The sequence below is a fragment of the Nonomuraea sp. NPDC049158 genome, assembly GCF_040648335.1.
GTDB lineage: Bacteria > Actinomycetota > Actinomycetes > Streptosporangiales > Streptosporangiaceae > Nonomuraea.
This window is the reverse complement of the sequence record NZ_JBEZDM010000010.1, coordinates 185186-206301: the sequence shown is the minus strand read 5'-3', so window position 1 is coordinate 206301 and position 21116 is coordinate 185186. Positions and strand designations below refer to the sequence as shown.

Sequence of the window (21116 nt, the reverse complement as noted above, 5' to 3'; positions counted from 1 at the left end):
AGGAAACGCGATGAAACACCTCCCCCTGGCGACGCTCGCCGTACTGGCGCTGGCCGCGACCGCGTGCGGCAGCGGCTTCGAGGACAAGCCGTCGGCCGCGCCGCAGAGCAGCGGCCCGGCCTCGCTGCGGATCCTCATCGCCTCCTCCGGCGACCCGGAGACGACGGCGGTCAAGCAGGCCGCCGACGCGTGGGCGAAGGCGAGCGGCAACCAGGCCACGGTCACCCCGGCGCAGGACATCCACCAGCAGCTCGGCCAGGCGTTCGCGGGCGGCACCCCGCCCGACGTCTTCTACGTGGACGCCTCGCGGTTCGCCGACTACGCCAGTGTCGACGCGCTGGAGCCGTACGGGGACAAGATCTCGAACCCGGACGACTTCTACCCGAGCCTGCGCACCACCTTCACCCGGGACGGCAAGTTCTACTGCGCGCCGAAGGACTTCTCCACCCTGGCGCTGATCGTCAACGACGGTCTGTGGAAGAAGGCGGGCCTGGCGGCGTCCGACGTACCGACCACGTGGGAACAGCTCACCGAGGCGGCCGGCAAGCTCAAGGCCAAGGGCATCACCCCGCTGGCGCTCGGCGACACCCGCGACCGGATCGGCGCGTTCATGGTGCAGGCGGGCGGCTGGATCACCAGCGCCGACGGCAAGCAGGCCACCGGCGACAGCCCCGAGAACCTCAAGGCCCTGGAGTACGTCAAGACCCTGCTCAAGGACAAGCTGGCCCAGTACCCCAAGCAGCTCGGCGCGTCGTGGGCCGGTGAGGCGTTCGGCAAGGGCAAGGCCGCGATGACGATCGAGGGCAACTGGATCAAGGGCGCGCTGAAGGCCGACTACCCCGACATCCAGTACACGGCCCATCCGCTGCCCGCCGGCGCCAAGCAGGGCACGCTGTCGTTCACGAACTGCTGGGGCATCGCGGCCAAGAGCGCCAACAAGACGGCGGCGATCGCCTTCGTCGAGGCGATGACCAAGGCCGACCAGCAGCTCGCGTTCGCCAAGGCGTTCGGGGTCATGCCGTCGCGGCAGTCGGCCAAGGACGCCTACGTCAAGGAGTTCCCCACGGACACGGCGTTCGTGGACGGCGCCGCCTACGCCCAGGGCCCGGTGAACGCCGCCAAGATGGACAGCGTCCTGGCCGACTTCGACGCCGGGTTCCAGCAGCTCACCTCGCAGGACCCGAAGGCGCTGCTGGCCAGGCTGCAGAAGAACACGCAGTCGGCGCTGGGCGACTGATGCGCCGCGGCCGGGCCAGGGACGACGCGACGGGGTGGCTGTTCGTCGCGCCGGTCGTGCTGATCCTCGGGGTGTTCCTGCTGATGCCGATCCTGATGGCGATGTGGGTCAGCCTCACCTCGTGGAACGGCCAGGGCAGCCCGTTCAAGAGCGGCGTGCCGTTCGTCGGGCTGGAGAACTACGGCCGGCTGTTCACCCGTGACGACCTGGCCCGCGAGAACTTCATGATCAGCATCCGGAACAACGCCTACTACGTGGCGATCGTCGTACCGCTGCAGACGGCGCTGGCGCTGGGCCTGGCCCTGATCGTGAACAGCCGCCTGCTCAAGGGCAAGTCGTTCTTCAGGAGCGCGTTCTACTTCCCGTCGGTCACCAGCTCGGTGGCGATCAGCGTGGTGTTCCTGTTCATCTTCAGCAACTCGGGGGCGCTCACGCAGTTGCTCGGCTTCTTCGGCATCCAGGGGCCGCAGTGGTTCTCCGACGCCAGAGGGGTCATCCACCTGCTGCTCGGCATGGACACGCCGCCGGCGGCGCTCGCCGGGGCGGGGCCGTTCGGCCTGTCGTGGTGGGAGTGGCTGTCGGGGCCGAGCGTGGCGATGTGCGCGATCATCGCGCTGGTGGTGTGGACGACGTCGGGCACGTTCATGCTGATGTTCCTGGCGGCGTTGCAGGACATCCCGGTGACGCTGGAGGAGGCGGCCGTGCTCGACGGGGCGGGTCGGTGGCAGCGCTTCCGGTACGTGACGCTGCCGCTGCTCAGGCCGACGATGTTCCTGGTGCTGACGCTCGGGATGATCGGGAGCTGGCAGGTGTTCGACCAGATCTACGTCATGAGCCAGGGGGCTCCGGCCAAGACCACGCTGACTCCGGCGTTCCTGTCGTACCGGACGGCGTTCCGGGACTTCGACTACGGGGCGGGGACGGCGATCTCGTTCGTGCTGTTCCTCATCATCGTGCTGCTGACGCTGTTCCAGCGGCGCGTGATGCGGGAGAGGAGAAGCTCGTGACGCCCTCGACACGCTCGACGTCCTCGACGCCCTCGGCTCGGGACAGGACGGCGGGAGGTGGGGCGCGCCGGCTCGCGAGCACCTTCACCGGCTACTCGATCCTGATCTTCTTCGCGCTCGTGTTCATCTACCCGTTCGTCATCCAGATCGCGAACTCGTTCAAGACCGAGCCGGACGCGGCCGCCTCACCGCTCTCGCCCATCCCCCACCCGGGGACGCTGGCGGGGTTCGAGCGGGTGTTCAGCGGTACCGACATGCCGGTGTGGCTGGGCAACTCGGTGCTGGTGACGATCGTGGTGACGGTAGGGCGGGTGTTCCTCGACTCGCTGGCCGGGTACGCGCTGTCCAGGCTGAGGTTTCGCGGGCGGTCGGCGCTGTTCGGGGCGATCATCGCGGTGATGGCCGTGCCAGGCGTCGTCCTCTTTATCCCGAAATTTCTGGTCCTCAATCAGTTGGGGATGTATGACAGCTATCTGGCGTTGATCCTGCCGGTCCTCGTGGACGCGGCTGGGGTGTTCATCATGAAGCAGTTCTTCGACTCGATCCCGGCGGGGGTGGAGGAGGCGGCCCGGATCGATGGGGCGGGCGCGTTCCGGATGTTCTGGTCAGTAGTGCTGCCGATGGCCCGGCCGGCGTTGATCACGCTGACGATCATCTCGTTCCAGGGCACGTGGAACGAGTTCCCGCACACGCTGGTGGCCGTCCAGGACCCGGCACTGTTCACGCTGCCCCGAGGGCTGGCCGACCTGGTCAGCGGGTCGCTGGGGGGCGGTACGCAGTACCCGCTCAAGCTGGGGGCGGCGCTGCTGGCGACGATCCCGGTGGCGGTGATCTTCGTGATATTCCAGCGCAGGTTCGTCCGTGGCGCCAACGAGGGCAGCGACAAGGGCTGACCAATTTTCTCGTGCGGCTCTTCTTGCTACGGCTCTTCTTGCTACGGCTCTTCTTGTTACGGCACAGCCGCCCCCACCGCCACCCGCCGCACGGGGCTCAGGGCCTCCAGGAATACGGCCGCTGAGCCCGCACAGGGCCGGGCGCCGTTACGCGCGCACGGGCACCGTCTGGGTGGGCGGTGTCCGTGCCCCTTCCCATACTTCGCCGCCCGATATATCGTCTCCCGTATGGTTAAAAGATCGCCAGTGATGAGCGAGCCCACCTACTTCGTACTGGCCGCGCTGTTAGACGGCCCTTCGCACGGCTACGGGATCATCAAGCGGGCCGAGGAGCAGTCCGGCGGGCGGGTGCGGCTCGCCGTCGGCACCCTCTACGGCGCGCTCGACCGGTTGGCGGGCGACGGGCTGATCGCCGTGGACCGCGAGGAGACCGTCCAGGGCCGCCCCCGCCGCTACTACCGGCTGACCGAGGACGGACGTGTGGCCGTCATGCGGGAGGCGGCGCGGATGGAGCAGGCCGCCCGCGTCGTCACGGGCCGGATCGCCCCGGCGATGAGGACGGCGCAGGCATGAGCGAGGCGTTCACCGAAACCTGGTACCGGCTGTTCCTGCGCGCCTTCCCATCCCGTCACCGTGCCGAATACGGCACCGAGATCCTCGGCACGTTGATGAACGACTCGCCGCGCCGCGTCCCCTCGCCGCGGGAGACGGCCGCCCTCGTCACGGCGGGCTTCGCCGCCAGGGCCCGCAAGGCCGCCGAGGGACCCGCACCATGGTGGGCCGACGGCCTGCATCTCGGCCTCCTGACGCTGGCCCTGGCCAATCTGTCGTACAACATCGCCGACCAAGCGTCCCCCTGGTGGCTGGCCACTTCGGCGGCGCTGGTGGTCGCGCTGCTGCGCGGCTGGGCGCTGGCGGCCCTGCCTTTGGCCTTGGTCATCGCACTCTCGACCGGCCGGGCCATGCTGCACATGCTGGTCGGGGCCGAGGCGACGGGATGGGCGCCGTTCTTGGGCCCGGCTTACCACAACTGGGTCTCGTTGACTCCCTACGGCCTGCTGGCGGCCGGGGCCGTGGTCCTCGCGGCCCGTCGATCGCGGGACCTGCGCACGCGGCCGTGGTGGTGGCTGGCGATCCCGGCGGCCGCCTTCGTCCTCACCTACGCGCCCGGTTTCATCGAGTACGGCGAGACCTGGCAGCTGGTCAGGGCGGGTACGGAAGGCGTCCTGCTCTTGGCAGGGGTGTGGGCGACCATCGTCGCGCGTAGCCCGCGCTGGGCGTTGGCGGCGGCGATCTACGTCCTGCCGGGCTTGGCGTCCGCGCTCACCAACCCACCGGCGAGCCTGCAGCACACGGCCTATTGGTCGGCTCTCGCGGCTCTCCTGCTGGTCATGGTCGCGACGGGATGGAGGCGCGCGGCCAAAGCCTGAGGGTGATCACCGGCTGTCGTACTCGTCGTGGCGGGTCGACATCGACGATCTCCTCGGGCTGGGTCACCCGGCCGAGCGGCTCAGCATGGGCGGGGTCATGTTCGCGTGACGGACGCGAGGAGCGCCAGCTTCTCGGCGCTGTCGGTGCCGGGGTCCGGGTGGAGGACGACGAGCGTCTGGCCTGTCGCGCCGCTGACGCCCAGTCTCTCCCGGTTCAGCCACAGGCCACCGACCTGGGGGTGGTCGATGTGCTTGGGGGTGCCTTCGCACGTGTTCACGTCGTGACGGGCCCAGAGCCTGCTGAAGCGAGGGCTGGCGAGGGAGAGTTCGCCGACGAGTTCGATGAATCGGGGGTCGTCCGTGTCGGTGCCGACGGACTGTCGGAAGCCGGCGACCATGCCCTGCGCGGCGTCCTCCCAGTCCGGGTAGAGGGCCTGCTCGGCGGGGTCGAGGAACACGTCCCGCAGGCGGTTGCTCCCCGCCACCAGTCGAGGCGACAGAGCGGTCGCCAGCGCGTTGGCGGCGAGAACGTCGAAGTAGCGGCCCTCCACGTACGCGGGGAGCGGAAGCGTGACGACGAGCTTGGCGACGCCCGGAGGAACGGTCTCCTTCCGGGGGCGCCGCCGTCGCCGCCGGGGTTTTCCCGCCCCGAGGCGTAGCAGGTAGGCCGTCGCGTCGTCGTCGAGCAGCAGCACGCGGGCGAGGGACTCGAGGACCTGCGCGGAGGGGTTGCGGTCGCGGCCCTGCTCCAGGCGCAGGTAGTAGTCGGCGCTGATGCCGGCGAGCATCGCGACTTCCTCCCGGCGCAGGCCCGGCACGCGCCGTACGCCCACGGAGGGGATGCCGGCCTGTTCTGGAGTGACGAGCTCCCGGCGGGCTCGTACGTAATCGCCCAGAAGGTGGACTTCGTCGCTCATGTCCCCACGATAGTTCGCGCACCCTCGCGCGTGCCTGGTCCTGTCACCCCCAGGATCGCGGGGGCTCTGGCTCCGTCAGCGGGCGAGCGGAAACCTCACTTCCGGGACGAACACCGGCGACATCGGCCGGTGACCCCTTCCGCGAGCGAGGAGTTACACCATGTCAACATTTTTGCTGGTACACGGGGCCTGGCACAGCGGGCAATGCTGGGAGCGGGTGGTCCCATTGCTGGCATCGGGCGGGCATCGGGTGGTCGCGCCGTCGCTGACCGGCTTCGGCGACAAGGCGCATCTGCTCGGCCCCGAGGTAGGGCTGGACACGCACGTCGACGACATCGTCAGGCTGATCACCGAGCAGGACCTCACCGACGTGATCCTGGTGGGCCACAGCTACGCCGGGCTGGTCATCTCCTCCGCCGCCAACCGGATTCCGGATCGGATCGCCCATCTGGTCTATCTCGACGCGATGGTCCCGGAGGACGGCGAGAGCGCGGTGGATGTGCATCCCGTGACCCAGGCCCTCATCGACCGCGCCGCGGAGTCCGAGGCCGGCTGGCGGATCCCGCCGATGCCCGAGTCGCCGCCGCCTCTAGGCCTGTTCGGGGTCACCGACCCGGCGGACGTGGCGTGGCTGCGGACGATGCTGTCGGATCAGCCGGTGCTCTGCCTCCGGCAACCGGTCCGGCTGGACAACCCGGCCGTGCGCACGATTCCGCGCACGCACATTCATTGCGTCGCCGGCGCACCGGAGGGCATCAAGCGGCGGCCCGTCCCAGCGATACAGCCCAACGGCAGCCCGGCACAGGTGTGGGAACTGGAGACGGGCCACGACTGCATGATCACCATGCCGGCCGAGCTCACCGAACTGCTGCTCAAGCTCGGCCGGTTGCCGCTTGGAGATCACCTCGAGGGCAGGGAGGACCTCACCCTGGTTGATCAAGACCGAGCTTCCTGCGTAGCCGGGTGACGCCGGCGTGGAGGGCGGGGGGCACCCGTGTGGGTCGTCGCACGGTCAGAGCCAGAGCGGGCGTGCTGAGGGCCAGCCTGAATGCGAAGCCGGCGCGGGTCCGGCGGTCCCGCAGCACGTCGAGCTCGCCGAGCCATTCGTCCAGATAACTCGCTCGGACGGCCGCTGGGAGAAGCAGCACGCCGAGGGCGAGCAGTTGGTACGTCGCGCCGGTGCCCCCGGGGAGACGGCTCAGACAGCCGCGTGCGATCGATTCGAGTTCGTCCGCGATGGCCCGCAGACCGAGGCGCCCGGCGAGCGGTGCGACGAGGTCCAGCGTCTGCTCGCTCTTCAGTCGCTGTTTCTCCTGGTCGAGGTGCTGGATGGTGCGCATGTTGTGCAGCCTGTCGAGCACCTTCAGGGCGAGGACGCGGTTGTCCGCGGCGTCGATGGCCGCCTGATCGTGCCCGTGGTCGAGCTCGGTCACGCTCTGGACCAGCGTGGTGATCTCGTCGCCGAACTCCGCGCGGAGCTGTGCGGCGTCGCACCCGGTGTCCTCGATGACATCGTGGAGCAGGGCGGCGCAGACAGTGGCACAGTCCAGGCGTACGCACGCTGGATCCTGCCACGCTCCACAGCCGTCGATTCGGCGGGCAGCCGAGCCAGCAGCGGCTCCAGTAAGCCGGTCATGACGTCGCCGGCCGGAGGTTCACGGCAGGTCCGCGGGACCGCTGGGCTCGCTCCAGGGCGGCACGAGCCCGAAGCGCGCCCTTCTCGGTCAGCGTGTAGTAATAGCGGGCGCGGCGGCCCTGGGCCAGGTGCTCGGCCGCGGACTCCTTGCGGCGCTCGATCCAACCGAATTCACGCTCCAGCCTGGCCAGGATCGGGTAGATGGTGCCGCTGGGCTGAGCGGTCTTCTCGCACAGTTCCAGCCCGTAGCGGCGCTTCGCCGGGTCGGACAGCAGCTCTTCCAGCACGAGCATCGTCTGCAGGGTCATCCGCGGACCATCCGTCATATGTAGAACTCTAGATATCCAACACGGAACGTGACATGTCCTCGCGGGTGACAACCATGTGCCACTCGCCGGTCTCGCTCGATACCCGCACCACGGGAACCGTCCCAGCCCGCGGTCACGGCACACATTCCTGTTTTCGCAGCTGGACCGCGTCTCGCGTGTCCCACCGTGTCCCACGGACGCGGCGCGCGACCTCGCCTCGGTGATCGGATGAGTCCCGTCAGCACGTACCGATCACCACGTGCTGACGAAACCACACCCGACAAGAAAGGCAGTGACAGGACATGAACCAGCACGCACTTGAGGACATTGAGCAGCAGCCCAAGAGGAATGGAGCGAGGTTCACGCTCAACGGCGCACTCTGGTCACTGCAAGCGTTGTTCGGCTTCTTCTTCGCCGGCAGCGGTTTCGGCAAGGTGCTGTTGTACGACGGAGCTCTGTATGCGGCAGCGCCCCGGGCCGTGGCTTGGTACGCCGCGGTGCCGCAGCCCCTGATCGTCTTCATCGGGGTCTGTGAGGTACTCGGCGGCGTCGGCCTGATCCTGCCGGCGATGACAGGAGTCAAACCGAAGCTGACGCCGCTCGCCGCCGCCGGCCTGACGCTGACGATGATCCTCGCGGCTGGTTTTCATATCACGCGCGGCGAATACGCATTGGTGCCCGCGAATATCTTGCTGGGCGGCGTCGCGGCGTTCATCGCGGTCGGACGGTGGAAGCTGAGGCCCATCGCACCCGCGATCATCACCACGTCACGCATACTCAAATCGTTCGCGGTCCTCGGCGTACTGGCCCTGCTGGCCTTCGCTCCGACGTGGTACACGATGACGAACGTCCAATTCTGACCGGCGTACACCTGGCGGGTCTTCTCATGCTGCGCCGACCGGCGCACGTCTACCCAAGGAACTCCCGCAGCGAACGCGGTTCGCGGCCAAGGATGTCGGCCACGGTCGTGGTCGTGCTCGCCCAGCGCCCATCTCCGATCTGGGCCATGAGTTCGGCCAGGTCACGGGCCGCTTGGGCGGGCATGCCGCGCTTCTCCAGGTGAACGGCGGCTTCCTCGACCGACTGGTCCACATAACGTACGGTCCGGCCGAGTGCTCGGGTGAGCTCGGCGGCGATCTCGTCATGCGTAGGCGCCACCGGCCCGGTGAGCTCGTACGTGGCGTCGGCGCCGACGGCGGCGGCCGTGAGCAGCACGGCCGCGACCGCCGCGATGTCCCGCGCGTCGATGTAGCCGACCCTGCCCCTGCCGTACGAGCCGAAGATCCGCCCCTCCTCATCGACGTCGCCCGCGAGATTCTGCATGAAGCCGACCGGCGCCAGGATCGACCAGGGCACGCCCGACGCCTTCAGATGCTCGTCGACCTGCCCGTGCATGCCGAACCCCAGCAGGCTGCCCGACGTCACGCCGCGCACGGACACGGTCACCACCTGCGCCGCACCCGCGGCCGCCGCATGATCGATGACCGCCTTGTGCGCTCCCACGAAACCCGGCCACAGCGCGCTGTTGAGAAAGAGCCTGTCACCCGGCTCGAGCGGGATGCTCTCCGGCCGCTCGAGGTCGCCGACCACGTAGTCGCATCCCAGCTCCTCGCCCTGCTCCGCGCGCCGTACCACGGCTCGCGCCGCACCGCCGAGCTCCTCGACCAGCGCGCGCCCGATCGTGCCCGTCGCACCTGTCACCACGATCATCGCAACCCCCTAAGCGGAATGTCGACTTCCGGTTATAGACTAAGCGGAAGCCTGTCGTCCACTTCAAGGGGAGTCCAATGCGCGCCGATGCCCGCCGCAATCGGGACAGGATCCTGGAGGCGGCCCGCGACGCCGTGGCCGAGCGCGGCGCGGACGCGCCGATGGAGCTGATCGCCCGCCGGGCCGGGGTCGGCGTCGGCACGCTCTACCGCCGCTTCCCCGACCGCGGCATGCTGCTCGCCGCCCTGGCGGAGCAGTATGTTCACGAGCTCATGGACGCCCTCGACCGCGCCGCGGCGGCGGAGCCTGACGCGTGGTCGGCCATTCGCGCCTTCGTCGTCTACAGCGTGGAGAAGGGCCGCGGCGCCATCGCGGCAGCGCTGGCCGGGACCTCCGCGCCGCAGGCGAGGCAGGCGCTGGTACGCCGGCTCGACGAGCTGGTACGACTGGCGCAGGCGGACGGCGCGATGCGGTCAGATGTCGGCACCGACGACCTCATGGAGCTGCTCAACGTGTTCGCCTGCCACCCGGACGTCATCCCGAAGCGCTTCCTGCCCCTCATGCTCGACGGCCTCGACCGGCGTTAGCCGTGCCGACGCGGTAGGTGATCGGGGCAGGTAAGCGGCTCCGGCGCTGCCGGACGACGCCCGGCGGCCTCAGCGAACCGGGTCTGAGCCGGAATTCAGCGCACAGTTGCTCACCGGCGGGGGCTGCTCACGTCATTCGGATCGGCAGCGCGAGTGTCGTGGTCGCATCAGTTCAGTGGCATGGAGATGGAGGAGTCCCAGGCCTTCACTCCGGCCAGCTTGGAGTAAAGCGAAAGGCAGGTGCCGTACCCGTTGATGATGCCCATCGCGCGCACCATGGTGCTGTCACTCATACCCTGGTACACCGCGCCGCCGGAATCTCCCGGCTTGATCGTCGTGCAGTCGTACTGCCCGTCGTTGTCCTGGTCGGACTGGATCAAGGCCAGCTGGGTCATGTACAGCCCGCCGACGTACCCCTCCCAGCTGGCGTCGGTCACGATGTGCCGGCAGATCTGGCCGGTCGTGCGACCGCTGGTGCAGACGGAGGTGCCGTTCGCGGGAGTCGACCAGCTCACCGCCCCGACCAGCAGGGACGAGCAGCTGCCCGAGAGATTCGCGCAGTTGTAGACGGCGTTGACGTAGGTGGAGCCTTGGAGCAGGGCGAAGTCTCCGTAGGTGTCCTGGGAACCGTCCGTGTAGGCGTCCAGGTCGCCGCCGACGGTGGTGGTCACCTTGGCCCCGAAGTAGTAACTCGTCGAGGGCGGGGTGGCGGTGGTGAAGGTGGCGGCCCAGGCGCGAGGGTAGCTGGTCGCGCCCGGCAGGCAGTGGCCGGCCGTCAACATGTGGCGGATGCCGTCCTTCACCACGGGGAACGACGTCGAGCAGAGGCCGGCCTCTCCGGTGTGCGGCGCGTTCCACAGGCGATATCCGGCCCCGGCGTAGTGCGGCGCCGAGTCCCGTGACCGGTCGCGCTCGGCGAGCTTCATCCCGCCCGCGAGCCGGAACACCACCGAATCCCCGAAGCGCCGCTTGAGGTCGATCCTGGCGGCGTCCGAATCGCTGGTGGCGTAAGCCACCGCGATCCCGCGCGCGGGGTCGATGCCCACGCCGATGGCCTTGTCCTGGTAGGTGCCCGCTCTGATGAGCTTGCCGATCTCGGCCTTGGTGCGCTGGGCGTCGGCCAGACTGCGGCCGCCTTCCTCGACCTTGATGGACACGGGCCGGGTCCCGGCGGCCCGCTTCTGGGTGCCTTGAACAACGAGGGAACGCTGCTCGAAGTCGGGCCCCGAGGGGAGGACCACCGTCACCGCGTCGGGTCCGGTGACTCGAACGCCGGTGTACTTCTCGGGCGACGCCTCGGCCAGCGCGTTGATCTCGTTGGCCGCTTCCTCGGTCGCCGGCGAGACCTGGCCGGGCGCCGGTGGCACAGGCTCGAACGCGGGGGCGGGTTGGTCGGCTGACGCGGGGACGAGCGGCGTCAGGGCGAGGATGAGCGCGGATAAGGAGACGGTGACGCTTTTGACCAGTCGCATGTGACCTCCCTGGTGGGGTGGGGACGACGAGGCATGCCGGAGCAGTGCGAATGGCATGGCCCGGATAAGGGATGGGACCGTAAACCTGATGAGCTCTGCGAGATGACCGCTTGATCTTTCGCTACCAGAGCGGTTGCATCCCTCGATCACGCTTGTTTACGCTCGCTAGTGTGATCATTTGGGCAAGTTCCGTCAAGTCTTTGGACGATCAGCGCCTTGGCGGGCCGTCCGGGCAAACCCTTGACCATCTCCACACCAACGGTTACGGTCGGGTCCGAAAAGAATCGTCGATCCCATGGCGTCCCGCGCGGGCGGCCAGGCGGACCACCGACGACCGCGCCGCGCCGCGCCGACATGGTCGCCCCAGGGAACTCCCGCAGCGAACAGCGCCCTGCCAGCCGGACCGATCGGCTTCGAGCAGCTGTGGAATGTGCAACCCGCCGGGCTGCGCTACACCCTCGGCGGTGGGAAGGTCCTGTCGATGACGCTCGGCGGGGCTCCGGTGACCGCAACGCAGGAGATCAAGGTGGCGGGCGGCTGGAGCCTCATCGCCGGCTTCGACGGCCGGCCGCGCTGGGAGGGCTGTGCGGCCAGCCGAAGATCGCTGTCATCGGGAGCCGGCACCCCAGGGTGGCGGCCCCGGGCAGGTCAGTGGTTACGGGGTGCCGGGATCGCGTTCACCGAGTACGTCGTGTCGGGCGCGGGTGTCGTGGTGAAGCGGGCGTTGGGCAGGTAGAGCCGGTTGCCGAACGACGCCACGGTGCTGGGGACGTCGAAGCGGGGGTCCGTCAGCCGGTTCACGACCTGGCCGGACGAGCCGTCGGCGGTCAGGCGGATGACGGTGACCGTGTTGAGCCGGTTCTGCACCACGTACAGTGTCCGGCCGTCCAGCAGCAGGCCGTCGCCGTTGACCAGGGATTCGCCGCCCAGGTTCACCTCTGTGGTGACGCCGGTGGCGGGGTCGGTCTTGAAGAGCTTGCCGACGTTGGACTGGACGATGAGCAGGCTCTTGCGGTCGGGGGTCGGGGCTATGCCGTTGGCGTTGTTGCCGGTCGTGTACTGGATGGCGCCCGTGAGCGGCACCGGTACGGCCTGGTCGGGCAGCGCGCCGTGACGGCCGAGCGGCACCTTGTACAGGACGGGGTTGGTGGAGTCGGTGAACCAGGCCGCGTCCCGCGTGAGCACGACGTCGTTGACGAACGACGCCCCGGTGGCCAGCGGGTACGACTTGAGCACCGCGCCGGTACGGACGTCGATCACCCGGGCGTTCCCGGCGGTGCCACCGGAGACGAACAGGCGGTCGCGCGAGTCGAGCTTGAGCCCGACCGAAGGGGTGCCGGGGCCCTTGCTGACGACGGCGCCCTGGCCGGTGCGCAGGTCGGCGCGGTAGATGTCGCCGTTCGCCAGGGAGCCGAGGTAGGCCACGGGCCGGCCGCCGATCGCTATCCCCTCCGGCCGGAAGCCGTTGGGGAGCGCGATCGTGTCAGGCAGCGTCGTAGCGTCAGGCAGCGTCATCATGTCAAGCCGTGTGGCCGCCTGCGCCGACGTGCCGGGCAGCGTGGCCGCCGACGCGGGCGTGCCGGGCAGGGTGGCGAGCAGGGCGCAGAGCGCGGTCGTGAGGATCGCTGATCTCATGCGGCCCACGATGCCCCCGCCCCCCAGCCCGGCAAAGGCCCAAAGAGCCGGTTCACAGCTATTTCTAAGGAAATAATGCGAAATGTCAGACTTCGACTACTTCCACGCCCATGAGGTCGGCCAGAGCGCGCAGTTCGGCGGCGCGGTGGCCGGTGCCGAGGGACCAGTGGTGGGAGATGCCGGTGGCGCTCCAGTCGTCCGTCCACTCCCCCGGGTCGCGGCCGAAGTCGACACGCGACGTGGTGTTGCCGATCTTGAGGTGCGGCCCGTCCACGGTCTCACCCTCCGACACGGCGAAGCCGAACCGGCCGTCACGCCGCTGAAGCAGCCCGAACGCCGTCACCGGCCCGTGCGCCACGTCGAACTCGACCGACACGCCCCACCCGCGCTTGCCGTGGAAGACGCCCAGACCGCGCAGCAGTGGCTTGCGCGAGCTGATCGCCAGGTGGGCGGGCCCGTCGTGACCCATCTCGACATGTCCGCGCAGGAAGTCGAGCGCCTGCAGCTCGGTGAACGAGCCGCCGCCGCCCAGCCGGTCCATGATCAGCATGGCCAGCGAGGTCCGCAGCTCGTACTCCCCCGCCGCCGGGACGCCCCGCGCGGTGAGCAGGGACGAGCCGAGGATCATGCCCGCGCCGAGCCGTTCGTGGATCTCGCCGTCGAGCCCGCGGTGGTAGTAGGCGAGGCTGTCCAGCTCGAAGTCGGCCACCAGCTGGTCCAGCCCGGCCGAGACGCGGGCCGCCCACTCGAAGTCCTCGGGCACGACCGTGTCGGCCAGCTCGAACACCTCGCGCGCGAGCTCCATCCGGTCCTTGACCTGGGCGTCGGTGACCTTCTCGACGCGTACCCGCAGGTCGTCGAACTCCAGCACCTCCACGTGCCCGCCCAGATTGACCGGCACCAGCGTCAGGTCGGTGGCGACGTCGAGCATGCCCGGGTAGAGGTGGCCCATCAGCCCGTGCCGCCCGTCGCGCAGCGTGGCCCGGACGCCCGCCGCCTTCACCCACCGTTCGATCCGCGCCCAGGCCCGCTCGTCCTCCAGGTAGCCGGACACCGAGCGGAACGGGATCCCGGCCCTGGTGAACGTGTTGGCCATCTCCGGCAGCGGGCACGCGCCGCAGTAGGCCAGCCACTGCCCGGTGTCGAAGGTCTCGTGGTCCATCGACTCCGACGGCTGCAGGTTGATCAGCAGCACCGGCGCGCCGCTGCGCTGGGCGATCGGCAGCAGCATGGTGGCGGTCATGTAGGTGGTGAGGAAGCCGACGATCAGGTCGCAGCCCGCCTCCCGCAGCCGTTCCGCGGCGGCGGCGCCCTGCTGGGCGTCGGAGATGAAGCCGACGTCGACCACTTCGCAGCCGAGCGTGCCCATGCGCTCGGAGACTCGCGCGGACGAGCGCTCCAGCTGGGGCAGCAGGTCAGGGAACTGCGGCCAGTACGCGCCGAGCCCGCCCGCCACGAGCCCGACCTTGGTGGGCCGCGCGGGGATCCGTTCGAGCGTCATGTCTTCTTGGTCTCCTCTTCCGGTCGCGGGTGCGGTATCCCGCCGTTACAGGTTGGGGCTTCGGCGAGGACGCGCCTCCAGAGCGGAGGAGGCGCGTCTCCCGGCGTACGAATCGGCGTCAGCGCAGGAAGGCGGCGGCCACTCCCGCGTCGACCGGGATGTGCAGCCCGGTCGTCAGCGACAGTTCCCCGCCTGTGAGCGCGAACACCGCCGCGGCCACGTGCTCCGGCAGGACCTCCTGCTTGAGCAGCGTGCGCTGCGCGTAGAACTCGCCCAGGCGCTCCTCCTCGACCCCGTAGACGGCCGCCCGGTTGGCGCCCCAGCCGGAGGCGAAGATCCCCGAGCCGCGTACGACGCCGTCGGGGTTGACGCCGTTGACCCGGATGCCGTGCGGGCCGAGCTCGGCCGCGAGGAGGCGGACCTGGTGGGCCTGGTCGGCCTTGGCCGCGCCGTAGGCGACGTTGTTCGGCCCGGCGAAGACGGCGTTCTTGGAGGAGATGTAGACGATGTCGCCGCCCATCGCCTGGCTCAGCAGGACCCGCGCGGCCTCCCTGGAGACCAGGAACGAGCCGCGGGCCATCACGTCGTGCTGCAGGTTCCAGTCGTCGAGCGTGGTCTCCAGCAGCGAGCGCGACAGGGACAGGCCCGCGTTGTTGACCACCAGGTCGACACCGCCGAAGGCGAGGACCGCCTGGCGTACCGCCTCGGCGATCTGCTCCTCGGACGTCACGTCCACGCCCACGGCGATCGCGACGTCCTGCGGCCGGTAGGCGGCGCCGCCGAGTTCGGCGGCCACCTTGTCCGCGGCACCCAGGTCGCGGTCGGCGACCACCACGCACGCGCCCTCAGCGGCCAGCCGTCTGGCGGTGGCGGCGCCGATGCCGGAGCCGCCGCCGGTCACGAACGCGACGCGCCCGGCCAGCCGCTTGGGCGCGGGCAGGCGGCGCAGCTTGGCCTCCTCCAGCTCCCAGTACTCGATGCGGAACTTCTCCGACTCCTCGATCGGCCGGTAGCTGGACAGCGCCTCGGCGCCGCGCATCACGTTGATCGCGTTGACGTAGAACTCACCGGCGACCCGGGCGGTCTGCTTGTCCTTGCCGAAGCTGAACATGCCGACCCCGGGCACCAGCACGATCGCCGGGTCGGCGCCGCGCATCGGGGGCGAGTCGGGGGCCGCGTGGCGCTGGTAGTAGGCGGCGTACTCCTCGCGGTACCGGGTGTGCAGCTCGCCCAGCCGGGTCAGGACGTCCGCGAGCGGCGCGTCCGGCGGCAGGTCCACGACGAGCGGGGCGACCTTGGTGCGCAGGAAGTGGTCGGGGCAGGAGGTGCCGAGCGCGGCGAGCCTCGGGTGCTCGGCGCGGGCCAGGAAGTCGAGCACCTCGGGCGAGTCGGTGTAGTGACCGACCTGGCGGGCGTCGGTGCTCGCCAGGCCGCGGATCGCGGGGAAGAGCTCCGCCGCGCGCCGGTGCCTGGCCTCCTCCGGCAGGGGTTCGTGGACGACCGGGCCGAACGGGTCCGGGCGGCCGTGGTCGGCGATGTACTGCTCGGCGGTACGGATGATCTCCAGCGAGTTCGCCTGGCACTCGGCGCTCGTCTCGCCCCAGGCGGTGATGCCGTGGCCGCCCAGGATGCAGCCGATGGCCTGCGGGTTGGCGGCCTTGATCGCGGAGATGTCGAGACCGAGCTGGAAGCCGGGCCGCCGCCACGGCACCCAGACGACCCGGTCGCCGAAGACCCGCGCGGTCAGCTCGGGACCGTCGGCGGCGGTGGCGATCGCGATGCCCGAGTCGGGGTGGAGGTGGTCGACGTGGACGGAGTCGACCAGGGCGTGCATGGCGGTGTCGATCGACGGTGCGGCGCCGCCCTTGCCGTGCAGGCAGAAGTCGAAGGCCGCCACCATCTCGTCCTCGCGCTCCTCGCCCGGGTAGACGCCGGTCAGCGCCCTGAACCGGTCCAGGCGCAGGACGGCCAGGCCGCCGGCGGTGAGCGTGCCCAGGTCGCCGCCGGAGCCCTTCACCCAGAGCAGCTCCACGTCCTGGCCCGTGACCGGGTCGTTCGCGGTGCCCTTGGCGGAGGCGTTGCCGCCGGCGAAGTTGGTGTTGCGCGGATCGGAGCCGAGCGTGTGTGATCTTTCGAGCAGTTCGTTCTTGGCGTTCGACATCAGGCCCCCCAGCCTGCCTGGTTGCCACCGACGCGGTCGGCGGCGATCTTCTCGAAGTATCCGGACTTGGCGTAGGCGGCCATCGGATCGGGCGCGAGCCCCATCTCCTCCCGCAGCTCACCGAGCAGCGGGCGGACATCGGTGTTGTAGGCGTCCATGAGCACGGCGTTGGCGCCCAGCACGTCACCTTCCCGCTGGGCGGCGGCCAGCGCGTCGCGGTCGACGAGCAGCGCCTTGGCGGTGGCCTCCTGGACGTTCATCACCGAGCGGATCTGGCCGGGAATCTTGGGCTCGATGTTGTGGCACTGGTCGAGCATGAAGGCGGTCTCGGAGGTGTAGCCACCGCCGCCGATGACCTCGAACATGATGCGGAACAGCTGGAACGGGTCGGCCGCGCCCACCATCAGGTCGTCGTCGGCGTAGAAGCGCGAGTTGAAGTCGAACCCGCCGAGCTTGCCCTCACGCAGCAGGAACGCCACGATGAACTCGATGTTGGTGCCGGGCGCGTGGTGCCCGGTGTCGACCACGACCTGCGCCTTGTCGCCGAGCTTGAGGCAGTGCGCGTAGGCGGTGCCCCAGTCGGGCAGGTCGGTCATGTAGAAGGCGGGCTCGAACAGCTTGTACTCCAGCAGGAAGCGCTGCTCCTCGCCGAGCCGCTCGTAGACCGCGGCGAGCGCTTCGGCCAGCCGGTCCTGGCGGGCCCTGATGTCGTCCTGGCCCGGGTAGTTGGTGCCGTCGGAGAACCACAGCTTGAGCGTGTCGGACCCGGTGGCGTCCATGATGTCGACGCAGTCGAGCAGGTGCCGCAGCGCCTTGCGCCGCACCTCGGGATCGGGGTGGGTGACACTGCCGAGCATGTAGTCGTTGTCCTGGAAGACGTTGGAGTTGATGGCCCCGATGGTCACCCCCTGCTCGGTCGCGTGCCGCGCGAGGTCGGCGTAGTCCTCGACCTTGTCCCACGGGATGTGCAGCGCCACGGTCGGCGCGACGCCGGTGTAGCGGTGCACCTGCGCGGCGTCGGCCAGCTTCTCGTACGGGTCGCGCGGCACGCCCTGCTGGGCGAACACCTTGAACCTCGTGCCGGAGTTGCCGTACGCCCAGGACGGCGTCTCAATGCGCTGCTGCCGCAGCTGATCCTTGATCATTTCTTTCCCCGATTTCAGGCCAGATGGAAAACTTCGGCCAGCGTGAGCAGCCCCTCGTCGGGCCGTCCGGCCTCGAAGAAGGGAGCCATCTCCGCCTGCCAGCGCGCGTTGACACCGGTCTCGGCCATCGCCTGCTGAGCCGCCTTGAAGTCGTCGGTCTCCAGGTAGCCCACCAGCAGTCCGTCGTCGCTCAGGAACAACGAGTAGTTACGCCACCCGGCCTTCGTCAGCGCTTCGAGCATCTCGGGCCAGACGGCCTGATGCCGCTCGGCGTATTCGTCGAGCCGCTCGGGCCGGACCTTCAACACAAAACACACCCGCTCCATAACCAACCTCCTCTCATATCCACCCCGCACGGACCCTCGCGGCGCCGGGGGGCCCGGCGCCCACAACGGCGCCGGGCCGGCTAGGGATCAAAAACCGTCAGTAGTCGAACTGGTCGATGTTCGCCGCGTCGAAGGTGAACGGCGGGCCCAGGATGACCTCGCCCTGCTTGCCGATCGTCCGCTCGCCCAGCTTGCCCGCCTTGAACGTCTCCCCCTCGGCCCCGGTGATCTGCCCCGACACCAGCGCGGCGGCGGCGTAGGAGGCCAGGTAGCCGAGGTCCTTCGGGTTCCACAGCGCGAACTTCGCCACGGTCTTGTCCTTGACGAACTGCCGCATCTGGTTCGGCGTCCCGAGCCCCGTGAGCACGACCTTGCCCTTGTACTTGGAGCCGGAGATGTACCGGGCCGCGGCCGAGATGCCGACCGTGGTCGGGGAGATGATCCCCTTCAGGTTCGGATACGCCTGCAGCAGGCCCTGCGTCTGGGTGAACGACTTCTGGTCGTCGTCGTCGCCGTAGGCCACCTTGACCAGCTTCATGTCCTTGTACTCGGGCTTGCCGAGCTCGTCCTTCATGAACTTGATCCAGGTGTTCTGGTTGGTGGCGTTCGCGGTGGCCGACAGGATGGCGATGTCGCCCTTGTTGCCGATCATCCCGGCCAGCAGCTTGACCTGGCTGCGGCCGACCTCCTCCGAGCTGGCCTGGTTGATGAACAGGTCACGGCACTCCGGGGCGGCGTCCGAGTCGTACGCGACGATCTTGATGCCCTTGGCGCGGGCCTGCTGGAGCGGCCCGCAGACGGCGTTGGCGTCGTTGGCGGCGATGAGGATCGCGTCGTGGCCCTGCTGGGTGAGCGTGTTGATGTAGGAGATCTGCGAGGAGGCCGACGCGTCGGACGGGCCGACCTCCTTGGCCTCGCCCTGATACTCCTTGGCCGCCTCGATGCCCGCGTTGTCGACGATCGTCTCGTAGGGGTTGTTGATCGCCTTGGGCAGGAAGGCGAGCTTCAGCCCCTGCTTGATCGGGGCGTTCGGGTCGGCCTTGGCGGCGGCGGAAGAGGAGGCGGGCGCCGGCGCGGGCGCGGAGGTCACGTTCGACTTGGTCGTACCGCTGCAAGCCGCCACGCCGAGAGCAAGCAGCGCGGTCACAGCGGTCAGGCGCATCGGGGTCATGGGGATCCTTTCAGAGCTGGCCTGACGAGCGAGACGAGACGGGGGGTGAGCACCGAGACGATGAGGAGCAGTCCAGTGACGATCGACTGGATCTCGGTCGAGACGTCGCCGAGCATGAGCAGATTGCGCAGCAGCCCGATGAGCAGCACACCGGCGATGACGCCGCCGAGCGTGCCCTTGCCGCCGTCGAAGTCGACGCCGCCCAGGAGCACGGCGGCGATGACGGCGAGTTCGATGCCCACGCCGTTGTCGGCGCGGGCGGAGCCGTACCTGAGCGTGAAGACGACGCCGGCGAAGGCGGCGACGGTGCCGGAGATCACGAAGAGCAGCAGCTTGATGCGCTTGACCCGGATCCCGGCGAAGAACGCGGCCTGCTCCTGCGCGCCGATCGCGTACAGCGCCCGGCCGAAGCCGGTGGCGTGCAGGACCACGCCCACGACGGCGGCCAGCAGGACGAACACCGCTATCGGGTACGGGATGGGCGTCCCGGGCACGTCGTTGACGGCGAGCGCGGTGTAGTCCGGCGGGAACTGGGCGACCGCCCGGTCACCGAGCACGACGTAGGCGAGGCCGCGGTAGAGGGCGAGCGTGCCGATCGTGACGGCCAGCGAGGGCAGCCCGAGCCGGGTCACCAGCAGACCGTTGACCAGGCCGCACACGGCCCCGGTCACGATGGCGATCGGGATGATCGCCTCGATGGCCATGCCGCCGTCCCACAGCGAGCCGACCAGCGCGCTGGAGAGCCCGAGCACGGAGGCGACCGACAGGTCCACCTCGGCGGCCACCACCAGCATGGTCATGGCCAGCGCGATGAGCGCGATCTCGCCGAGGTCCCCGAGAGCGAACGACAGGTTGTCGACGCTCGCGAAGCCGGGCGAGGTGAGCGAGCCGGCCGCGAACACCGCGATCAGCAGCGCGCCGACCAGCACGTCCCAGCGCAAGACCTTAGCCATGACGGCTCCTGTTCCTGAGCAGGCGGGCCAGTCTGAGGGCGAGCACCCGGTCCACGCTGATCGCCAGCAGGAGCAGCGCGCCGGTGATGGCCTGCTGCCAGAACGGGTTGACCCGGAGCACGACCAGCGCGCTGCCGATCGTGGTGAGCAGGAGCGCGCCGAGCGCCGCGCCGTACACGCTGCCGACGCCGCCGGTGATCGCGACGCCGCCGACCACGACCGCGCTGACCACGAGCAGCTCCCAGCCGTGCGCGGAGTCGGCGATGACCGTGCCGAACCTGGCCAGCCAGAGCACCCCCGCCAGTCCCGCGAGGCAGCCGCTGACCAGGTAGGCGAGCAGGATCCGCCGCCTGACGGGCACACCGGCGAGCCGGGCGGCCTCGGGGCTGGAGCCGATCGCGTAGAACTCCCGGCCGCTCGGGTAGGACCGCAGGTAGTAGCCGATCATCACCATGATCACCAGCGTGATGAGCGGCAGGTACGGCACCCCGAGCACCGAGCCGTTGCCCAGCGACAGCAGCCCCGGCGGCAGGTTGACCGCGTTGATCTGCCGCCCGTGGGCGATGTAGTGGTCGATCCCCTGGATCACGTAGAGGGTGCCGAGCGTCACCACCAGGGCGGGGACCCGGCAGAAGCTGACCAGCAGGCCGTTGATCAGCCCGCAGGCCGCGCCGATCGCCACCCCGAGCAGGACGGCGGGCAGGATGCCCATGCCGCTCGCCAGCTGGTCGCCGGTCACGAAGGCGACCAGCCCCACCACCGAGCCGACGGACAGGTCGAGGTTGCGGGTGATCACCACCATGGACTGGCCGACGGCCAGCAGCGCGAGGGTGGCGGTGTTGAGCAGGATGTCCTCGACGCCCTGCCCGGACAGGAAGTTGCCGTTGACGCTGGCCGTGACGCCGACCAGCGCGGCCAGCGCGATGACCAGGCTCAGCTCGCGGGCGCGGAACACCAGGTCGACGAGGCCGCGGGCGCTGCGCGTGGGCGTCGTCTGCTCGGGTGGCGCGGTGGCGGTCGTCACGCG

22 protein-coding genes are annotated in these 21116 nt (G+C 69.5%); 9 read left to right on the top strand and 13 right to left on the bottom strand.

Annotation, left to right across the window (positions count from 1 at the left end; genetic code table 11):
- The first annotated feature begins 10 nt into the window (after window positions 1-10).
- From AB0B61_RS23385 to AB0B61_RS23365, 5 genes are all read left to right on the top strand, one after another.
- On the top strand, window positions 11-1237 hold the full coding sequence (locus AB0B61_RS23385) for an extracellular solute-binding protein (protein ID WP_358435303.1): 1227 nt from the start codon (window positions 11-13) through the stop codon (window positions 1235-1237).
- Window positions 1237-2244 (top strand): sugar ABC transporter permease, encoded by a 1008-nt coding sequence (locus AB0B61_RS23380; RefSeq protein WP_358435301.1) that lies wholly within the window; start codon window positions 1237-1239, stop codon window positions 2242-2244. The genes AB0B61_RS23385 and AB0B61_RS23380 overlap by 1 nt, the downstream gene beginning before the upstream one ends.
- On the top strand, window positions 2241-3137 hold the full coding sequence (locus AB0B61_RS23375; RefSeq protein ID WP_358435299.1) for a carbohydrate ABC transporter permease: 897 nt from the start codon (window positions 2241-2243) through the stop codon (window positions 3135-3137). The genes AB0B61_RS23380 and AB0B61_RS23375 overlap by 4 nt, the downstream gene beginning before the upstream one ends.
- Window positions 3138-3386: 249 nt before the next feature.
- On the top strand, window positions 3387-3710 hold the full coding sequence (locus AB0B61_RS23370; RefSeq protein ID WP_358435296.1) for a PadR family transcriptional regulator: 324 nt from the start codon (window positions 3387-3389) through the stop codon (window positions 3708-3710).
- Entirely contained in the window at window positions 3707-4567 is an 861-nt protein-coding gene (locus AB0B61_RS23365; RefSeq protein ID WP_358435294.1) for a hypothetical protein, read from the top strand. Before AB0B61_RS23370 ends, AB0B61_RS23365 begins: the two co-directional genes overlap by 4 nt.
- Before the next feature lie 95 nt (window positions 4568-4662).
- On the opposite strand, the gene AB0B61_RS23360 is transcribed toward AB0B61_RS23365, so the two are convergent.
- The gene (locus tag AB0B61_RS23360; RefSeq protein ID WP_358435291.1) at window positions 4663-5484 is read right to left on the bottom strand and encodes a helix-turn-helix transcriptional regulator; all 822 of its coding nucleotides are present in this window, start codon (window positions 5482-5484) and stop codon (window positions 4663-4665) included.
- A gap of 160 nt (window positions 5485-5644) precedes the next feature.
- On the opposite strand from AB0B61_RS23360, the gene AB0B61_RS23355 reads away from it, so the two are divergent.
- On the top strand, window positions 5645-6451 hold the full coding sequence (locus AB0B61_RS23355; RefSeq protein ID WP_358435289.1) for an alpha/beta hydrolase family protein: 807 nt from the start codon (window positions 5645-5647) through the stop codon (window positions 6449-6451).
- Here AB0B61_RS23355 and AB0B61_RS23350 read toward each other — a convergent pair.
- The gene (locus tag AB0B61_RS23350) at window positions 6408-7034 is read right to left on the bottom strand and encodes an HD domain-containing protein (protein ID WP_358435602.1); all 627 of its coding nucleotides are present in this window, start codon (window positions 7032-7034) and stop codon (window positions 6408-6410) included. The two genes, AB0B61_RS23355 and AB0B61_RS23350, sit on opposite strands and share 44 nt — an antisense overlap.
- An 82-nt stretch (window positions 7035-7116) precedes the next feature.
- On the bottom strand, window positions 7117-7446 hold the full coding sequence (locus AB0B61_RS23345) for a helix-turn-helix transcriptional regulator (protein ID WP_358435286.1): 330 nt from the start codon (window positions 7444-7446) through the stop codon (window positions 7117-7119).
- A gap of 284 nt (window positions 7447-7730) precedes the next feature.
- Here AB0B61_RS23345 and AB0B61_RS23340 point away from each other — a divergent pair, with 284 nt between their 5' ends.
- Window positions 7731-8288, top strand: coding sequence for a DoxX family protein (locus tag AB0B61_RS23340; protein ID WP_358435283.1), 558 nt, complete (start codon window positions 7731-7733; stop codon window positions 8286-8288).
- 49 nt (window positions 8289-8337) lie between these two features.
- Here the strand turns inward: AB0B61_RS23340 and AB0B61_RS23335 are convergent, their stop codons facing one another.
- Window positions 8338-9138, bottom strand: coding sequence for an NAD(P)H-binding protein (locus AB0B61_RS23335; RefSeq protein ID WP_358435280.1), 801 nt, complete (start codon window positions 9136-9138; stop codon window positions 8338-8340).
- A gap of 77 nt (window positions 9139-9215) precedes the next feature.
- Between AB0B61_RS23335 and AB0B61_RS23330 the strand changes: the two genes are divergently transcribed.
- On the top strand, window positions 9216-9725 hold the full coding sequence (locus AB0B61_RS23330) for a helix-turn-helix domain-containing protein (RefSeq protein ID WP_358435278.1): 510 nt from the start codon (window positions 9216-9218) through the stop codon (window positions 9723-9725).
- Between the two features lie 167 nt (window positions 9726-9892).
- On the opposite strand, the gene AB0B61_RS23325 is transcribed toward AB0B61_RS23330, so the two are convergent.
- On the bottom strand, window positions 9893-11197 hold the full coding sequence (locus AB0B61_RS23325; RefSeq protein WP_358435275.1) for a hypothetical protein: 1305 nt from the start codon (window positions 11195-11197) through the stop codon (window positions 9893-9895).
- 295 nt (window positions 11198-11492) lie between these two features.
- Between AB0B61_RS23325 and AB0B61_RS23320 the strand changes: the two genes are divergently transcribed.
- Window positions 11493-11933 carry a hypothetical protein gene (locus AB0B61_RS23320; RefSeq protein ID WP_358435273.1) on the top strand — a complete coding sequence of 147 codons (441 nt, stop codon included), beginning with the start codon at window positions 11493-11495 and terminating at the stop codon, window positions 11931-11933.
- Here AB0B61_RS23320 and AB0B61_RS23315 read toward each other — a convergent pair.
- The 8 genes from AB0B61_RS23315 to AB0B61_RS23280 form a co-directional block, all read right to left on the bottom strand.
- On the bottom strand, window positions 11846-12832 hold the full coding sequence (locus tag AB0B61_RS23315) for a superoxide dismutase (RefSeq protein ID WP_358435270.1): 987 nt from the start codon (window positions 12830-12832) through the stop codon (window positions 11846-11848). The genes AB0B61_RS23320 and AB0B61_RS23315 overlap by 88 nt on opposite strands.
- An 85-nt stretch (window positions 12833-12917) precedes the next feature.
- Window positions 12918-14333: an L-fucose/L-arabinose isomerase family protein gene (locus AB0B61_RS23310; RefSeq protein WP_358435267.1), complete on the bottom strand. Its 1416-nt coding sequence runs from the start codon at window positions 14331-14333 to the stop codon at window positions 12918-12920.
- A gap of 118 nt (window positions 14334-14451) precedes the next feature.
- Window positions 14452-16494, bottom strand: a complete 2043-nt coding sequence (locus AB0B61_RS23305; RefSeq protein WP_358435264.1) for a bifunctional aldolase/short-chain dehydrogenase — start codon at window positions 16492-16494, stop codon at window positions 14452-14454.
- Window positions 16494-17639: an L-rhamnose isomerase gene (rhaI, locus tag AB0B61_RS23300; protein ID WP_358435261.1), complete on the bottom strand. Its 1146-nt coding sequence runs from the start codon at window positions 17637-17639 to the stop codon at window positions 16494-16496. Before rhaI ends, AB0B61_RS23305 begins: the two co-directional genes overlap by 1 nt.
- 14 nt (window positions 17640-17653) lie before the next feature.
- On the bottom strand, window positions 17654-17965 hold the full coding sequence (locus AB0B61_RS23295; protein ID WP_225297987.1) for an L-rhamnose mutarotase: 312 nt from the start codon (window positions 17963-17965) through the stop codon (window positions 17654-17656).
- Between the two features lie 97 nt (window positions 17966-18062).
- Window positions 18063-19136, bottom strand: coding sequence for a rhamnose ABC transporter substrate-binding protein (gene rhaS, locus AB0B61_RS23290; RefSeq protein ID WP_358435259.1), 1074 nt, complete (start codon window positions 19134-19136; stop codon window positions 18063-18065).
- The gene (locus AB0B61_RS23285) at window positions 19133-20089 is read right to left on the bottom strand and encodes an ABC transporter permease (RefSeq protein ID WP_358435256.1); all 957 of its coding nucleotides are present in this window, start codon (window positions 20087-20089) and stop codon (window positions 19133-19135) included. Before AB0B61_RS23285 ends, rhaS begins: the two co-directional genes overlap by 4 nt.
- Complete coding sequence (locus AB0B61_RS23280; protein ID WP_358435253.1) at window positions 20082-21113, bottom strand: ABC transporter permease; 1032 nt, start codon at window positions 21111-21113, stop codon at window positions 20082-20084. Before AB0B61_RS23280 ends, AB0B61_RS23285 begins: the two co-directional genes overlap by 8 nt.
- Window positions 21114-21116: the final 3 nt, after the last annotated feature.

Excerpts from the sequence above, each read along its gene's own strand:
- AB0B61_RS23385 (WP_358435303.1), top strand. The coding sequence starts at position 11 with ATGAAACACCTCCCCCTGGCGACGCTCGCCGTACTGGCGCTGGCCGCG.
- AB0B61_RS23330 (WP_358435278.1), top strand. The coding sequence starts at position 9,216 with ATGCGCGCCGATGCCCGCCGCAATCGGGACAGGATCCTGGAGGCGGCC.
- AB0B61_RS23340 (WP_358435283.1), top strand. The coding sequence starts at position 7,731 with ATGAACCAGCACGCACTTGAGGACATTGAGCAGCAGCCCAAGAGGAAT.
- AB0B61_RS23365 (WP_358435294.1), top strand. The coding sequence starts at position 3,707 with ATGAGCGAGGCGTTCACCGAAACCTGGTACCGGCTGTTCCTGCGCGCC.
- rhaS (WP_358435259.1), bottom strand. The coding sequence starts at position 19,136 with ATGACCCCGATGCGCCTGACCGCTGTGACCGCGCTGCTTGCTCTCGGC.
- AB0B61_RS23355 (WP_358435289.1), top strand. The coding sequence starts at position 5,645 with ATGTCAACATTTTTGCTGGTACACGGGGCCTGGCACAGCGGGCAATGC.
- rhaI (WP_358435261.1), bottom strand. The coding sequence starts at position 17,639 with ATGATCAAGGATCAGCTGCGGCAGCAGCGCATTGAGACGCCGTCCTGG.
- AB0B61_RS23310 (WP_358435267.1), bottom strand. The coding sequence starts at position 14,333 with ATGACGCTCGAACGGATCCCCGCGCGGCCCACCAAGGTCGGGCTCGTG.
- AB0B61_RS23335 (WP_358435280.1), bottom strand. The coding sequence starts at position 9,138 with ATGATCGTGGTGACAGGTGCGACGGGCACGATCGGGCGCGCGCTGGTC.
- AB0B61_RS23325 (WP_358435275.1), bottom strand. The coding sequence starts at position 11,197 with ATGCGACTGGTCAAAAGCGTCACCGTCTCCTTATCCGCGCTCATCCTC.
- AB0B61_RS23360 (WP_358435291.1), bottom strand. The coding sequence starts at position 5,484 with ATGAGCGACGAAGTCCACCTTCTGGGCGATTACGTACGAGCCCGCCGG.
- AB0B61_RS23345 (WP_358435286.1), bottom strand. The coding sequence starts at position 7,446 with ATGACGGATGGTCCGCGGATGACCCTGCAGACGATGCTCGTGCTGGAA.
- AB0B61_RS23370 (WP_358435296.1), top strand. The coding sequence starts at position 3,387 with ATGAGCGAGCCCACCTACTTCGTACTGGCCGCGCTGTTAGACGGCCCT.
- AB0B61_RS23315 (WP_358435270.1), bottom strand. The coding sequence starts at position 12,832 with ATGAGATCAGCGATCCTCACGACCGCGCTCTGCGCCCTGCTCGCCACC.
- AB0B61_RS23295 (WP_225297987.1), bottom strand. The coding sequence starts at position 17,965 with ATGGAGCGGGTGTGTTTTGTGTTGAAGGTCCGGCCCGAGCGGCTCGAC.
- AB0B61_RS23320 (WP_358435273.1), top strand. The coding sequence starts at position 11,493 with ATGGCGTCCCGCGCGGGCGGCCAGGCGGACCACCGACGACCGCGCCGC.
- AB0B61_RS23285 (WP_358435256.1), bottom strand. The coding sequence starts at position 20,089 with ATGGCTAAGGTCTTGCGCTGGGACGTGCTGGTCGGCGCGCTGCTGATC.
- AB0B61_RS23305 (WP_358435264.1), bottom strand. The coding sequence starts at position 16,494 with ATGTCGAACGCCAAGAACGAACTGCTCGAAAGATCACACACGCTCGGC.
- AB0B61_RS23380 (WP_358435301.1), top strand. The coding sequence starts at position 1,237 with ATGCGCCGCGGCCGGGCCAGGGACGACGCGACGGGGTGGCTGTTCGTC.